This is a genomic window from Pseudomonas sp. KnCO4 (assembly GCF_045344305.1).
GTDB classification, from domain to species: Bacteria; Pseudomonadota; Gammaproteobacteria; order Pseudomonadales; family Pseudomonadaceae; genus Aquipseudomonas; species Aquipseudomonas anuradhapurensis.
In genome coordinates this window covers 4,887,376-4,902,247 of the sequence record NZ_CP174199.1, presented here as the reverse complement: position 1 = coordinate 4,902,247, position 14,872 = coordinate 4,887,376, and the positions used below count along the sequence as shown (strand labels likewise).

Sequence of the window (14,872 nt, the reverse complement as noted above, 5' to 3'; positions counted from 1 at the left end):
AAGGCCTCGTATCAGGAGCAGAAATCCAGCGGCAGGCGGCGTGGTACGAACTGGCCCTTGCCCAGTTGCTCGGCGTCACGCAGGGTGCGCCAGGTGTAGTCCAGGGCGCTGCGCACGGCGCTGTCCAGTTGCTCGCCCAGGGCCAGGCGCCCGGCCAGGGCACTGGCCAGGGTGCAACCCGAGCCATGGTAGCTGCCCGGCAGGCGCTGGCAGGTCCAGGTGTGGCGCTGGCCGTCGCGGCTGTAAAGACGGTTGTGAATTTCGTCCTCGTCGCCGTGACCGCCGGTAATCAGCAGGTGTCTACAGAACGGCAACAGTTTCTCGGCACACTCATCGGCGCTGCCTTCGGGCAGTTCGGCCAGGATGCGTGCTTCAGGCAGGTTCGGCGTGGCGATGGTGGCCAGGGGCAACAGGCGTTCGCGCAGGGCGTAGCCCACCTCGTCCTTGCCCAGCCGGCCACCGCCACCGGCACGCAGCACCGGGTCGCACACCAGCGGCAGGTGCGGGTGCGCGGCCAGCAGTTCGGCGACGGTGTCGACCATCTCGATCGAGCCGAGCATGCCCAGCTTGACGGCGGCTACCGTGGAGTCGGCGAGCACGGCGTTGGCCTGCGCCAGCACCCACTCGCGGTCGAGCACGCGGAAGTCGGAAACGTTGACGGTATCCTGCACGGTCAGGGCGGTCACCGCGGGTGCGGCGTGACAGCCTTGGGCGAGCAGGGCTTCGATATCTGCCTGCAGGCCGGCGCCGCCACTGGGGTCGTGGCCGGAGAGACAGAGGACAACGGGGCGGGAGCTGTAGATATTCATGGTCGGCGAGCTTACCACCAATCCTGTTTGGGCGGATCGTCCTGCCAATGGGTTTTGTTGATCAAGCAGTCAGTATTTTCTTTTGTTTCGTTCTGAGAGCATTGATTTAGAGCCTTTTCTTTGTGCAGGGATGTGGCCGATTGCCAGGTTGCGAAGCTATGCTAGAGTGCTCGGATAACTCGACAAACGGGTTCTGCCGGATCAGGTCGTCTCAAACGGATAGGAGGCAACCGCGACTCGACCGGACAGGCCATGCTGGGGCTGTATGCGCTATTTGCTGATTGTGCTTCTGGGGGTATTGCCCTTGCTCGCCGGAGCGGTCGATTTCGACGACGCGACCGGTCATCTTCCGCTGGGCAAGGCGATGCAGGTCTATGAAGACCCCGCTGGCAGCGCCAGCATCGCTCAGGTCACTGCCCCAGAGTTTGCCAAGCGCTTTCGCCCTCACCACGAAGAGGTGCTGAACGCCGGTTATTCCACCTCGGTATTCTGGCTAAAGGTCGAACTGCGCCCCCTGGCTGCGCCTGGCGCAGCCGCCCGGCAATGGCTGCTGGAGCTGGCCTATCCGCCGTTGGACCACCTCGAGCTGTACCTGCCTGACGGCAGCGGCGGCTACCGCCTGGCCCGGCGCACCGGCGACGCCTTGCCCTATGACAGCCGGCAGATCCGGCAGAACAACTACCTGTTCGAGCTGCAGCTGCCGCCTGGCCAGGTGACTACCGTCTACCTGCGCCTGCACAGCCAGGGCTCGCTGCAGGCGCCGCTGGCGCTATGGTCCGCCGAGGCCTACCTGGAAGCGCAGCCCACGCGCCTGTACGTGCTGGGCATGATCTATGGCGTGCTGTTGGTGATGCTGGTGTACAACCTGTTCATCTACCTCAGCGTGCGCGACGTCAGCTACCTCTACTACATCCTCTATATCGCTTCGTTCGGCTTTTACCAGGTGTCGGTGAATGGCGCCGGCGTGGCTTACCTGTGGCCTGACAGCCCCTGGTGGGCTAATGCCTCGACGCCGCTGTTCATCGGTGCTGCTGGGCTGTTCGGCTGCCAGTTCGCCCGGCACTTCCTGCAACTGGCCAGCATCAGCCGTGGCTTCGACCGGCTGCTGCAAGCGCTGATGCTGGGTGGCGCGCTGGTCATGGTACTGGCCGTCACCATGCCTTACGGCGTGGCCCTGCGCATGGCCACGGCGCTGGCACTGTTGTTCACCGTGAGCATCTTCAGCGCCGGGCTGTACGCCTGGTGGCATGGCTTGCGCGTGGCGCGCTGGTTCATCATCGCCTGGACGGCATTCCTGCTCGGCGGCCTGGCCAACACCCTGATGGTATTGGGCTACCTGCCGAACGTGTTCATCACCATGTATGCCAGCCAGCTGGGTTCGGCGCTGGAGGTGGCCCTGCTGTCGCTGGCCCTGGCCGACCGCATCAACAACTTGCGCGAGCAGCAGGCGCAGACCTTGCGTGACGCCGGGCGGACGCTGGAGCAGTTGAACCTGCAGCTGGCCAGGAGCAACCGCTTGAAAGATGAGTTCCTGGCCAGCGTGACGCATGAGCTGCGCACGCCGATGAACGGCGTGATCGGTTCGCTGGAGCTGATGCACACCTTGCCAATGGAGGCCGAAATGGCCCAGTACCACCGTACTGCGGTGGGTTCGGCGCAGGGCATGATGGACATGGTCGATGCCATTCTGACTCTGTCCGAACTGCAGGCCGGCCGCTTGCGCGCGCAGCCGGCGCCGTTCAGCCTGCGCAACCTGCTGCACGGCCTGCGCGCCGGTTATGCCGGGCAGGCGCTGGGCAAAGGCCTGTACCTGAGCCTGGATATCCCGGCCGACCTGCCGGATGGCTTGCTGGGCGATGGACAGAAACTGGCCCGTTGCCTGGGGTGCCTGGTGGATAACGGCCTGAAATTCACCCACCAGGGTGGGGTGCTGATCCAGGTGCGCGGCCGCCGGGTAGGGCCGCACGACCTGGCGCTGACGTTCATTGTCAGCGACAGCGGCATTGGCTTCGATGACCTGGACCAGTCGACCTTGTATCAGCGCTTCTTCCAGGTCGATGGCTCGATGACCAGGCGGTATGGCGGGCTGGGGATTGGCTTGTCGATCTGCCGGCAGATGGGCGAGTTGCTGGGGGCACGGTTGGCGCATGAGTCGACGCGGGGGTTGGGCAGCCGGTTCGAGTTGAGTTTGAACATGGCTATTGGGCAGGTGCAGATGGCCTCGAATGTTCTGCAGACGCGACGGTCGCTTTAGCGATTTTCGCAGGCTTTGTTGGGGCTGCTTTGCAGCCCTTCGCGGGCACGCCCGCTCCCACAGGTGTGGCGCTCAGTCCAGGCAATGTGCGATCCCTGTGGGAGCGGGCATGCCCGCGAAGGGCCGAAAAGCGGCCCTCAGGACATGCCCTGACCGCACCTGCACTCCTACAACAACGCCAGACTCCTCCTACGCTTCAGCACTGGCAACTCCATCCCCTGCGAAATACCCTACAACCCCTGTCGACACGCGTCTGATTGTTCCTGCAAATCCCGCGCTCTAGGCTTTTCCAGTCGCTGACGGTTCAGTGATCGGGTGTGGAAACCTGGCAAGATCTATGGTGCGTGTCGTTATGACAGCTGTACGCGGGAGGCCTTTGGGCCTACCGGGTTCGCATCATGCCTGGTTTTCCACCCCGTGTGCAGCTGTCACCCCTAGGTGTGGAAACGGACGGGTGGCACATATTTCCATGGTGCCGAACTCATGAACGACGAAACCAAAACCACCCCTGGCGTTACCTACTTCTACCAAGGCGAAGGCCAAACCCATCCACTGTTCCGCATTGCCGAGGGCATCCCGTGTCGCAGCGCCCGTGAGCAGGCCTCGGAACTGATGGGCTATGCCCGGACTTGTCGCTGACCGGTTTGATGGATGGCGACCAGCAATTGATGTGGGCTTCGCACTACTTCGCAGCAATGGCCAAGGCGCTGTTGGATGATGCCGAGCTGGGTTTGATGCGCTGAGTTTTGTTTGGCTGCACCGGCCCTTTCGCGGGTGAACCCGCTCCCACAAGAGTTGTGCATAGACTGAAAGATTCGCTTTCTCCGTAGAAGCGGGTCCCCGCGGTGAATCCTTTGGCGTGGTTGGGTGTTAGTTGTAACAAAGGTACGTTATCCCAAGCCAGATTGCACCAAAGTAAGTCAGGCAGTTGCAAGTCAGTAGTTGCCTTCTTAAGTGTCTAGGGAAGTCGTCTATGTCTTTTTGGTTTAGTTTGTTGTGGCGAATGTGCAGGTTTTTTATTGGCCAGAACAATACAGCTGACACGGCTCCGGTTAATTGTAATCTGGAGCGAAGGCTCCGCTTTCCCCATATTGCAATATTCAATGTTAACCAGTAGCTGCTTGGCAGTGCAGAAATCATGGTCTCCAGTGTTTTAGGTTGAGCCAAGCGGATATAGAGTGCCAGCCCGCTCATACTCATGAGGCACGGTGCCATTAACATTAGCAATTTTAAGGTTTTCGGTGAAAATTCCATGATGTATCTATCTACTCCGTATATTCATAAATGGCTTCGCCAAACCACTCGCCTCCAGCCATCCCGGCCATGCTTCCGGCAGTAGTACCTGCGCCTACAATAATGATGGTGCATGCAGCTGCGCTAAGTGGTCCAAAACTTAAGCACGCGGCAGCAGCAACAACGCCTGACGCTTTGCCCGTATATTTATGCGCATGCTCTGCCTTGCCCTTTTTGAGTTAGAAGGCAGGAAGCTAGCAGGCGGTAGCCGGGAATTTTCAGGTCGGGGAGGGTTTAGGAAGGGCCCTACAATGAATATGGATTTGGACTACAGCGCTTTTTGATGGCGGTGCGGGAATCGGGTTAGGGCCGAGATGCTCCCCCTACCACACGTTTAGTCATTAATGTCACTTTGACTGGCCGACAGGGAGTGCTTCACTGGGGCTTCAAGCTACCCGGATCCAGGAGCCCCCGATGAACCTGCACCAGTACGCTGAAACCCACGAAGTGACCAACCAGCCACCGCCGCTCGACGGTGCCAACCTGTACCGCCTCGACCTGCCGCTACAGGAATGGTCACGGCGTTTCGGTGCCGGTTGGGCCGAGTCGCGGATCGACGCCTACGGGGCCTTGGCCGGCGGCCCGCTGATGCAGGCCGGCTTCCTGGCCAATGCGCACAAACCGGAGTTCAGCAGCCACGACCGTTACGGCCATCGTATCGACCTGGTCGAGTTTCACCCGGCCTATCACGAACTGATGCGCACTGCCGTCGAGCATGGCCTGCCTTCGCTGCCGTGGGCCGAACCCCGTCCCGGCGCACATGTGGCGCGGGCGTCGATGACCTACCTGCACAGCCAGGCCGAGGCCGGCAGCGGGTGCCCGCTGACCATGACCTTCGCCGCTGTCCCGGCGCTGCGCCTGCAGCCCGAACTGGCCGAGTACTGGCTGCCGAAAATCCTCGCCTGCAAATATGACCCGCGCAACGTCGGCGACCGCCACAAGGCTGGGGTCACCCTGGGCATGGCCATGACCGAGAAGCAGGGCGGCACCGATGTACGGGCCAACACCACCCGGGCCTATCCAGTCGGCGCGGCGGGCCCGGGCCAGGCCTATGAGCTGGTCGGGCACAAGTGGTTCTGTTCGGCGCCCATGTGCGATGCCTTCCTTACCCTGGCACAAACCGAAAAAGGCCTGAGCTGCTTCCTGCTACCACGCCATCGCCCGGATGACAGCCGCAACCAGTTCTATATCCAGCGCCTGAAGAACAAGCTGGGCAACCACTCCAACGCCTCCAGCGAGGTGGAGTTCCGCGGTGCCCTGGCATGGATGGTCGGGGAGGAAGGGCGAGGGGTGCCGACCATCATCGAAATGGTGGCCATGACCCGCTTCGACTGCATGGTCGGCTCCAGCGCCCTGATGCGCCAGGCGTTGACCCAGGCGGCCCACCACTGCGCGCACCGCAAGGTTGGCGGGCGGTTGCTGAACGAGCAGCCATTGATGCAGAACGTGCTGGCTGACCTGGCCCTGGAAAGCGAGGCGGCATTGGCCTTGAGCCTGCGCATGGGGCAGGCGCTGGAACAGCCGGACGACCCGCAGCAGGCGCATTTCGCCCGCCTGGTCACGGCGGTGGGCAAGTACTGGATCTGCAAACGTGCGCCGGCCATGATCAATGAGGCCGCCGAGTGCCTGGGCGGCGCGGGGTATGTGGAGGACAGCATCCTGCCACGGCTGTACCGCGAGGCGCCGGTCAACTCGACCTGGGAAGGCTCGGGCAATGTGCAGTGCCTGGATGTGCTGCGTGCGTTGTCCAAGGAACCGGGTGTGCTCGACGCGTTGTTCGCCGAACTGGGCGATGGGCACGGCGACCCGCGTCTGGCAGCGCATATCGGCAACCTCAAGGGCGCATTTGCCGACACCGGCGACCTGCAGTACCGCGCGCGGCAACTGACCGAGGACATTGCCCTGGCGCTGCAGGCCAAGCTGTTGCTGGAGGCAGGCAATGCGCTGGTGAGTGATGCCTTCATTGACAGCCGGCTGGCGGGCGGTGGCCGGGTTTACGGGGCCTTGCCGCGAGGGGTAGATGTGCAGGCGCTGGTGATGCGGGCCACGCCAGTCTGGAGCAATTGAGCTGGCGTGGCCCAGGTCTTGCGCTGCCTTCAAACCATGCACAGCACTTGTAGGAGCGGCCTTGTGTCGCGATGGGCTGCGAAGCAGCCCCGGCAATTTGTGCACCGGCGCTGAACCCCGGGGCTGCTTCGCCGCCCATCGCGACACAAGGCCGCTCCTACGACGAACAGCGCTGGCCTGCTGACTGACACCGATCAATGGGGGTGTATTTACCCACGAAGGCAGGCAAGATGGTTCACATGCATGTCCAGACAGGAAGCACAGTGTGAGCCAAGCGTTTGTAGTCGTTGATACCCCCGAACAGGCCGTCGACCGTCTGGCGGCCTTGCATGACCAGGCCACCGGGGCCCTCAGCCAGGCCCTCAAGCGTTACCTGAAGGACCGTACCGAGCCGGACGCCGAAGCGCGCGACCTGTTTCGCTACCCCGCGCTGCGCCTGACCTACTACAGCCACGGTGAAGTCGCCGCCACCACGCGCGCCTATGCCAAGGTGCAGGTGGCCGGCACCTACAGTGTCACCATCACCCAGCCAGCCGCGTTCCGTGCCTATCTGCTGGAGCAGCTGCGCCCGCTGATGCACGATTACACGGTGACGGTAGAGGTCGGCGTCAGCGAGCAGAACATCCCTTACCCCTACGTGGTCGACCAGGGCGACGAGCTGGCCGGCAGCGGCATTACCGCTGCCCAGCTGGCGCGAGTGTTCCCCAGCACCGACTTGTCGGCGGCCACCGACAATATTGCCGATGGCCTGTACGACTGGGGTGGCGCCGACACCCTGCCGCTGGCGCTGTTCGATGCCGCGCGGGTCGACTTCTCGCTGCGCCGCCTGGTGCACTACACCGGTAGCGACTGGCGCCACGTGCAACCGTGGATCCTGCTGACCAACTACCACCGCTATGTTGACCAGTTCATCAGCCACGGGCTCGACCAGCTGCGTGACGACCCGCGCTTCGTGCGCATGGTCCTGCCGGGCAACGTGGTGATCGAGAAGGGCATGGACCACGGCGAAACCCAGGCCCTGGTGGCCAGTGTGGTCTGGCACCGCTACCAGATGCCGGCCTACCATCTGATCGCCGCCGACGGCGACGGCGTCACCCTGGTCAACATTGGCGTCGGCCCGTCCAATGCCAAGAACATCACCGACCACCTGGCCGTGCTGCGCCCGCACTGCTGGTTGATGATCGGCCACTGCGGCGGCCTGCGGCAGTCGCAGACCATCGGCGACTACGTGCTGGCACATGCCTACATGCGCCGTGACGGCATCCTCGACCGGGTGGTGCCGCCGAACATCCCGATTCCGGCGTTGGCCGAAGTGCAACTGGCCTTGCAGGAAGCCGCCGCGCAGGTCACCGGCGAGCGTGGCGAACAGCTGAAGAAGCGCTTGCGCACCGGCACCGTGCTGACCTACGACGACCGCAACTGGGAGCTGCGCTGGGCTCAGGAGCGGCCGCTGATCAACCTGTCGCGTGCGGTGGCGGTAGACATGGAAAGCGGCACCATTGCCGCCCAGGGTTACCGCTTGCGCGTGCCATACGGCACCTTGCTGTGTGTTTCCGACAAGCCGTTGCACAGCGAAATCAAGCTGCCGGGTTCGGCCAACGCGTTCTACAACCGGGCGGTCAGCCAGCACCTTAAGATCGGCATTGCCGCGCTCGACCTGCTGCGTACCGAGCTCAACTCGCTGCACTCGCGTAAACTGCGCAGTTTCGATGAGCCGCCGTTCCGCTGAGGCCCCATGTCACTGCCCCCCCGTTCCAAGCCGCGCCGCCCCCAGGCGCGGCCTGCCACCGGCCCGCGTCGCCAGCCCAAGGCGCCCCCCGCCGAGCCACGCCTGATCCTGTTCAACAAGCCGTTCGACGTCCTGACCCAGTTCAGCGACGGCGAGGGGCGGGCGACGCTCAAGGACTATATCGACATCCCCGGCGTGTACCCGGCCGGGCGCCTGGACCGCGACAGCGAGGGCTTGTTGCTGCTGACCAACGACGGTGGCTTGCAGGCGCGCATCGCCGATCCGAAGCACAAGCTGGCGAAAACCTATTGGGTGCAGGTGGAAGGGCAGCCGAGCGAGGAGCAGTTGCAGTGCTTGCGCGATGGCGTGGCGCTGAATGACGGGCCGACCTTGCCGGCCGAGGCGCGGCGCCTGGATGAGCCCGAGCTGTGGCCGCGCAACCCACCGGTACGTTTTCGCAAGAGCGTGCCGACCAGCTGGCTGGAGCTGGTGATTCGCGAAGGACGCAACCGGCAGGTACGGCGAATGACGGCGGCGGTGGGGTTACCAACCTTGCGCCTGGTGCGGGTGCGGATCGGCGATTGGGCGCTGGATGGGCTGGAGCAGGGCTGCTGGCGTGAGGTGCCGGCGAAGTTGCAGCGCTAGCAGAGGGCCGCTGTGCGGCCCATCGCGACACAACGCCGCTCGTACAGGCACAAGCTCAGCATTCTGCGATCCCTATAGGAGCGGCCTTGTGTCGCGAAAGGAGCGCACAGCGCTCCCGGCTTTCTCCCGCCCTACACCCCTTCGAGAAACCCTACCACCACGCTCTTGATGATAAAGGCCAACACCCCCAGCCCCAGCACGAAGAACAGGATCAACGTACCAAACTTGCCTGCCTTGGACTTTTTCGCCAGGTCCCAGACGATAAAGCCCATGAAACCGATCAGCACGGTGACCAGGATGATCATCATCCACTCTTCAAATACGGCGGGATCCATCAGTGTTCTCCAGGCAGGCTGAGCAGCCGATTATACGCCGGCTGGCGTGAGCGTTCAGCGCAGGTGGGTCAATGGCAGCTCGGTGCTGGCCAGCACCTGGTTGAGCACGAAGCTCGAGCGCACGCTGGTGACGCCCTCAATACGGGTCAGGCTGCCCAGCAGCAGCTTCTGATAGTGGTCCATGTCCGGCACCACCACCTTCAGCTGATAGTCGGCATCCATTCCGGTCACCAGGCTGCATTCGAGCACCTGGGGCAGGTTGCGGATGGCCGCCTCGAAGGTTTCGAAGCGTTCCGGGGTGTGGCGGTCCATGCCGATCAGCACGTAGGCGGTCAGGCTCAGGCCGAGCTTCTTGCGGTCGAGCAGGGCCACCTGGCGCGAGATGTAGCCATCATCTTCCAGTTGCTTGACCCGACGCGAGCATGGCGAAGGCGACAGGCCAATGCGTTCGGCCAGTTCCTGGTTGGAAATGCGCGCATCGCGCTGCAATTCGGCGAGGATGCTCAGGTCGTAGCGGTCAAGTTTGCTCATGGTTTATGCCTTTTCTGTTCCGATTGCGGCGAATTATCAATCCGGGGCGAAAAATTGCGCAAGTGCTATTTATCCGAGCAATCTTCGCAATCCGCTGCCGCACCCTGTCCGGTATCTTTATCCACAGAATCACTGCCCGGACATCAGTCCACGGCGACGTGCCCCAGGCGGGCGGTCGCGGCCAGCCATCCAACAGGATGCGCCAGGCCCCCGGGCTACACACCTTCCAGAAGACGGTGTGAGGTGAGCCGGCGCCACAAGTGCCGAGCACGGACGACAAATTTCTGAAGGGAGGCCCTGCGGCCTCCCTTTTTTCATGCCCGTGAAAATTCCTTGGCCGGTGTGATTGGCGCGGTAGACTGCTTGCCAGCGCCGTTTTTTCTACCGAGAGGAATACCATGAAGTCGCGCATCTGGCAGTTGGCAGGTGTTGGTGTATTGGGGGTGGGCATCAGCTTCGCGGTGATGGCCGAAGGGCCTGGCGAGGCGCCCGCTCGCGCACTCAACTCGCGCGACGAAGTGCAACAGACGCAGCCGCCACGCCAAGGCTACTACCAGGATATTCCGCGTCGCCATGGCGAACACCGCTACTGGCAAGCCGAGGGCCCGGGGCAACGGCCCGACGGCGACTGGCCGGGGCGCCCGGATGGGCATGGCGATGGCTGGGGCCCAGGGCCGCAGTATCGCCCTGGGCACACCCTCGATCAGTTCCCGGACCGTTACTGGAAACTGCCCTACCGTGGCGAGGAGTATTTCTACTCCGGTGGCTACTGGTTCCGCCCGCACGCCGGCAGGTATGTCGTGGTTACCCCGCCCTACGGCATGCGCGTCGAATACCTGCCGCCCTATGCGCGGGAAGTCTGGTTGGGTGGGGCGCTGTTCTTCGTGGTGGCCGATACCTATTACCAGTACCTGGCCGACAGCCGCGAGTACGTGGTGGTCAACCCGCCTGTTGCCGCGCCGTCCCCGGTAAACGGTGGTTACGATGTGGTGGCTTACCCGATGTATGGGCAGGGACCGGAGCAGCAGGAACAGGACCGTTACCAGTGCCACCGCTGGGCGGTGAGCCAGTCTGGGTTCGACCCGGCGACTGCGGCGTATGCGCCGCCGGCCAATGTGGCCGATAACTATCGGCGGGCGCTGGGGGCCTGCTTCAGTGGCCGAGGCTACAGCATCAACTGAAGCGTGGGGGCGGGCTTGCCAGCGACAGGGCCCTGGCAGGTCTACACCGGGTCGGCATGCACCATTACATCCGCCTGCGGATAGCGCTGACGGATGACTTCCGAGGCCTTGACGCACAAGCCATGCGCTTCATCCAGCGGCAACCTCCCCGGCAGCTCCAGGTGCAACTGCACGAACCACTGGTTGCCTGACACCCGCGTACGCAGGTCGTGCACGCCTTTCACGCCGGGTATGGCCAGTACCAGCGTGGCCATGTCCTCGCCGACATCGCCGGGCAGTTCCTTGTCCATCAGGATGGCCGTGCTCTCCCTGGCAATCTGCAGCGCGCTCCACAGGATGTAGGCAGCGATACCCAGGCCGAACAGTGCGTCCAACTGCGGCCAGCCAAAGCGTGCCAGCAGCAACGCCAGGAGGATGCTGCCATTGAGCAGCAGGTCCGAGCGGTAGTGCAGGGAGTCGGCACGCACCGCCGTGGAGCCGGTCAGGCGGATGACCTTGTACTGCAAAGCCAGCAGGGCGAGCGTCAACACCAGCGACAGCACCATCACCGCGATGCCGATGTCGGTATCGCCCAACGGCTTCGGGCTATGCAGGCGCTCGGCCGCCTGCACGCCGATCAGCACGGCACTGACCCCGATGAACAACGCCTGTGCCATGCCGGCCAGGGCTTCGGCCTTGCCATGGCCATAGCGGTGATCGTCGTCGGCCGGGCGCAGCGCATAGTGTACGGCGAGCAGGTTGAGGAACGAGGCAACGGCATCCAGTGCCGAGTCGGTCAGCCCGGCCAGCAGGCTGACCGAGCCGCTCAGCCACCAGGCCACGGCCTTGCTCAGGACCAGCATGCTGGCCACTGCCAATGAAGCGCGCGTGGCCAGGCGCAGCAGGCGCTGGTGTTCGGCCGGGGTGGGGGTCATCCTTGGTCAGTGTCCTTGCGGTCAGGCCGACGGTACCAGGTCGAGGGTGGCAAGTTGTTCGATGCTGCCGCGCTGCTGGATCAGCCGTGGGTCGTTCAACGGCAGGCGTTGGCCCAGTTCGCTCTCGAGGATGGCTTGCAACTTCAGGTTGTCGACCTTGCCATCGGGGCTGACTGCCTCGCGCAGCTTGACCGGGTCGACCTGGGCGCTGCGCCCGCCTGAGTAGTAGATGGCGCCCGTGGCGAAGTCGATGCCGAAGGCGATCAGCCCCGGAATCACATAGAACAGGATGCCGATGGCATCCATTGCAGCAACCACAGGGTCGATCTTGCCGCCGATCTGGCCGCGACGTTCCGGGTAGAGAATGGTGCCGCAGGCAGTCAGTTGGGCCAGCAGGGTGACGATGAGGGCGCTACCGATGACGCGGGTTGGGATGCGCATGTGAATCTCCGAAAAGGTGTTCAGCAGGGCAAGCGAAGCGCCTGCACCTGAAGCTAAGACCATGATAGAGCAGGCTGGGTTCGCCGTTATACTCGCGGGATTGTTCGAGGACCACCATGATTTCATTACCGATCGATGTTGTCTTGCCCGCCTTGCGCCAAGCCCTGCAAAACCGTGACGAAGCGGTGCTCGAGGCGCCGCCTGGCGCCGGCAAGACCACCCGCGTACCGCTGGCGCTGCTCAGCGAGCCCTGGCTGGCCGGGCAGAGCATTCTGATGCTCGAGCCACGGCGCCTGGCGGCCCGGGCTGCAGCCGAGCGCCTGGCCAGCGAGCTGGAGGAAAAGGTCGGCGAAACGGTGGGCTACCGCATTCGGCTGGACAGCAAGGTTGGGCCGAACACCCGCATCGAAGTGGTGACCGAAGGCATCCTCACCCGCCGCCTGCAGGCCGACCCGGCGCTGGAAGGGGTAGGGTTGCTGATCTTCGACGAGTTTCACGAGCGCAGCCTTGACGCCGACCTGGCCCTGGCGCTGAGCCTGAATGGTCGCGAATTGCTGCGGGATGACCCGCCACTGAAGATCCTGCTGATGTCTGCGACCCTGGAGGGGGAGCGCCTGTCGCGCTTGCTGGACGAGGCCCCGGTGGTCAGCAGCCAAGGCCGCATGCACCCTGTGGATATCCGCTGGGGACGCCCCTTCCAGCCGGGCGAGTTCATCGAGCCGCGGGTAGTGGACAGCGTGTTGCAGGCGTTGGCCGAGCAAGCCGGTAGTGTGCTGGTGTTCCTGCCTGGCCAGGCCGAGATCCGCCGGGTGCACCAGAGCCTGCAGGAAGCGCTGGGTGAACGGCGCGAAATCCTGCTGTGCCCGCTGCATGGCGAACTCGACCTCGATGCCCAGCGCGCTGCCATCGACCCGGCGCCCAAGGGCCTGCGCAAGGTGGTGCTGGCCACCAATATTGCCGAGACCAGCCTGACCATCGACGGTGTGCGAGTGGTGATCGACGCCGGCCTGGCACGGGTACCGCGCTTCGATCCAGGCAGTGGCATGACCCGCCTGGACACCCAGCGCATCTCGCGTGCCAGTGCTACCCAGCGTGCCGGCCGTGCCGGCCGCCTGGAGCCCGGCGTGTGCTATCGGTTGTGGTCCGAGGCTCAGCATGAGCAACTGGCCGCCCATGGCAGTGCCGAGATACTGCAGGCCGACCTGGCCGGCCTGGCCTTGCAACTGGCACGCTGGGGCGTGACGCCCGAGCAGTTGCGTTGGCTCGACCAGCCACCGGCTGCCGCGTTCGCCCAGGCCCAGGACCTGCTGGCACGGCTCAACGCCTACAAACCCGGCAGCCGCGACAGCCTCAGCGAACATGGCCAGGCCATGGCCGAGCTGCCGGCACACCCCCGTATCGCGCATTTGCTGCTGCGCGGCCAGGACCTGGGCTTGGCACAGATGGCCTGTGACGTCGCTGCGCTACTGGGCGAGCGGGATATTCAGCGGGGCGGCGGTGCCGACCTGCATAGCCGGTTGGCGCTGGTCAGTGGCGAAAGCAAGGCCGCCCGTGGCGGCCACGGCGGCGTGCAGCGGGCCCGCCAGCTGGCGCGCCAGTACCGTGGTTTGCTGCGCGGCAAGCCGCGGGCGCCGGTGGCCGACCCGGATCACCCACGCTGGCTGGGCGCCCTGCTGGCGTTGGCCTACCCAGACCGCATCGCCCAGCAGCGCCGCGAGGGTGGTGCGGAGTACCGGCTGGCCAATGGCCGTGCGGCGCTGTTTGCCGAGGTCGATGGACTGATGAAGTGCCCTTGGTTGGTGATTGCCGATCTGGGCAGCCGTCAGGGCCAGCGTGAAGAACGCATCTACCTGGCGGCGGAATTCGACGCGGCACTGCTCGATGGCGTACTCGCCGAGCAGGTGGAGCGGGTTGATCTGCTCGACTGGGATGAGCGCGAGCAGGTGTTGCGTGCCGAGCGACAGGTCAAGGTTGGCGAGCTGATCCTCAGCCGCCAACCGTTGCCCGGCCTGGACGACGAGGCGCGGGCCCGGGCGCTGCTGGGGCTGGTCCGGCGCAAGGGGCTGAATCTCTTGAGCTGGACCCCAGAGCTGCGCCAATGGCAGGCACGTGTAGCGTTGTTGCGCCAGCTCGACCTGGCCAGGGAGGGCCACAGCGAATGGCCCGACCTCAGCGACGAGGCCCTGCTCGCCAGCCTGGAAGACTGGTTGCAGCCGTACCTGGGCAAAGTCTCGCGCCTCAGCCATTTCGCCGCGCTGGACCTGCCGTCGATGCTGCGCAACCTGTTGCCCTGGCCGTTGCCGCAGCGCCTGGAAGAACAGGCCCCCGCGCACCTGACAGTGCCGTCCGGGTCGAATATCCGCCTGGATTACAGCGAAAACCCGCCGATCCTCGCGGTGCGCCTGCAGGAGCTGTTCGGCCTGGCCGACACTCCACGCATTGCCAATGGTCGCCAGCAGGTCAAGCTGCACCTGTTGTCACCGGCACGCAGGCCGGTGCAGGTGACCCAGGACCTGGCCAACTTCTGGCGCACTACCTATGCCGAAGTGAAGAAGGACCTGAAAGGACGCTACCCGAAGCTATTCCATAACCTCGATCCCTGGGTGGAATCGCTTAACAAGAAAGAGTTTGACTAATTCACTGGCGCTTTCTCGCATAACATCTAGTCTTGAC

The 14,872-nt window shown here is 64.0% G+C and carries 11 protein-coding genes and 1 pseudogene; 7 read left to right on the top strand and 5 right to left on the bottom strand.

Annotated features, from left to right (window positions below; genetic code table 11):
• Positions 1 to 11 precede the first annotated feature (11 nt).
• A complete protein-coding gene (locus ACJA3S_RS22670) occupies positions 12 to 809 on the bottom strand; it encodes a hydroxymethylpyrimidine/phosphomethylpyrimidine kinase (protein ID WP_186686602.1) in 798 nt (265 codons plus the stop codon).
• Positions 810 to 1,074: 265 nt separating this feature from the next.
• Between ACJA3S_RS22670 and ACJA3S_RS22665 the strand changes: the two genes are divergently transcribed.
• From ACJA3S_RS22665 to ACJA3S_RS22645, 5 genes and pseudogenes are all read left to right on the top strand, one after another.
• Positions 1,075 to 3,063, top strand: coding sequence for a 7TM diverse intracellular signaling domain-containing protein (locus ACJA3S_RS22665; protein ID WP_406820072.1), 1,989 nt, complete (start codon positions 1,075 to 1,077; stop codon positions 3,061 to 3,063).
• A 483-nt stretch (positions 3,064 to 3,546) separates the two neighbouring features.
• A pseudogene (locus tag ACJA3S_RS22660) lies at positions 3,547 to 3,806 on the top strand (DUF3077 domain-containing protein).
• 964 nt (positions 3,807 to 4,770) lie between these two features.
• Positions 4,771 to 6,423 carry an acyl-CoA dehydrogenase family protein gene (locus tag ACJA3S_RS22655; protein WP_406820071.1) on the top strand — a complete coding sequence of 551 codons (1,653 nt, stop codon included), beginning with the start codon at positions 4,771 to 4,773 and terminating at the stop codon, positions 6,421 to 6,423.
• Positions 6,424 to 6,688: 265 nt separating this feature from the next.
• Entirely contained in the window at positions 6,689 to 8,152 is a 1,464-nt protein-coding gene (gene amn, locus ACJA3S_RS22650) for an AMP nucleosidase (protein ID WP_289129830.1), read from the top strand.
• 6 nt (positions 8,153 to 8,158) lie between these two features.
• The gene (locus ACJA3S_RS22645; RefSeq protein ID WP_406820070.1) at positions 8,159 to 8,797 is read left to right on the top strand and encodes a pseudouridine synthase; all 639 of its coding nucleotides are present in this window, start codon (positions 8,159 to 8,161) and stop codon (positions 8,795 to 8,797) included.
• A 131-nt stretch (positions 8,798 to 8,928) separates the two neighbouring features.
• On the opposite strand, the gene ACJA3S_RS22640 is transcribed toward ACJA3S_RS22645, so the two are convergent.
• Together ACJA3S_RS22640 and ACJA3S_RS22635 are read right to left on the bottom strand one after the other, a co-directional pair.
• Positions 8,929 to 9,132 (bottom strand): DUF2788 domain-containing protein, encoded by a 204-nt coding sequence (locus ACJA3S_RS22640; protein WP_003249787.1) that lies wholly within the window; start codon positions 9,130 to 9,132, stop codon positions 8,929 to 8,931.
• Positions 9,133 to 9,186: 54 nt separating this feature from the next.
• Positions 9,187 to 9,663, bottom strand: a complete 477-nt coding sequence (locus tag ACJA3S_RS22635; RefSeq protein WP_003249795.1) for an Lrp/AsnC family transcriptional regulator — start codon at positions 9,661 to 9,663, stop codon at positions 9,187 to 9,189.
• 398 nt (positions 9,664 to 10,061) lie between these two features.
• On the opposite strand from ACJA3S_RS22635, the gene ACJA3S_RS22630 reads away from it, so the two are divergent.
• Complete coding sequence (locus tag ACJA3S_RS22630) at positions 10,062 to 10,844, top strand: DUF6515 family protein (RefSeq protein ID WP_406820069.1); 783 nt, start codon at positions 10,062 to 10,064, stop codon at positions 10,842 to 10,844.
• A gap of 41 nt (positions 10,845 to 10,885) precedes the next feature.
• On the opposite strand, the gene ACJA3S_RS22625 is transcribed toward ACJA3S_RS22630, so the two are convergent.
• Both ACJA3S_RS22625 and ACJA3S_RS22620 read right to left on the bottom strand, forming a co-directional pair.
• Positions 10,886 to 11,758, bottom strand: coding sequence for a cation diffusion facilitator family transporter (locus ACJA3S_RS22625; protein WP_406820068.1), 873 nt, complete (start codon positions 11,756 to 11,758; stop codon positions 10,886 to 10,888).
• Between the two features lie 21 nt (positions 11,759 to 11,779).
• The gene (locus ACJA3S_RS22620) at positions 11,780 to 12,199 is read right to left on the bottom strand and encodes a polyribonucleotide nucleotidyltransferase (protein ID WP_406820067.1); all 420 of its coding nucleotides are present in this window, start codon (positions 12,197 to 12,199) and stop codon (positions 11,780 to 11,782) included.
• A gap of 116 nt (positions 12,200 to 12,315) precedes the next feature.
• On the opposite strand from ACJA3S_RS22620, the gene hrpB reads away from it, so the two are divergent.
• A complete protein-coding gene (gene hrpB / locus ACJA3S_RS22615) occupies positions 12,316 to 14,835 on the top strand; it encodes an ATP-dependent helicase HrpB (RefSeq protein WP_406820066.1) in 2,520 nt (839 codons plus the stop codon).
• Positions 14,836 to 14,872: the final 37 nt, after the last annotated feature.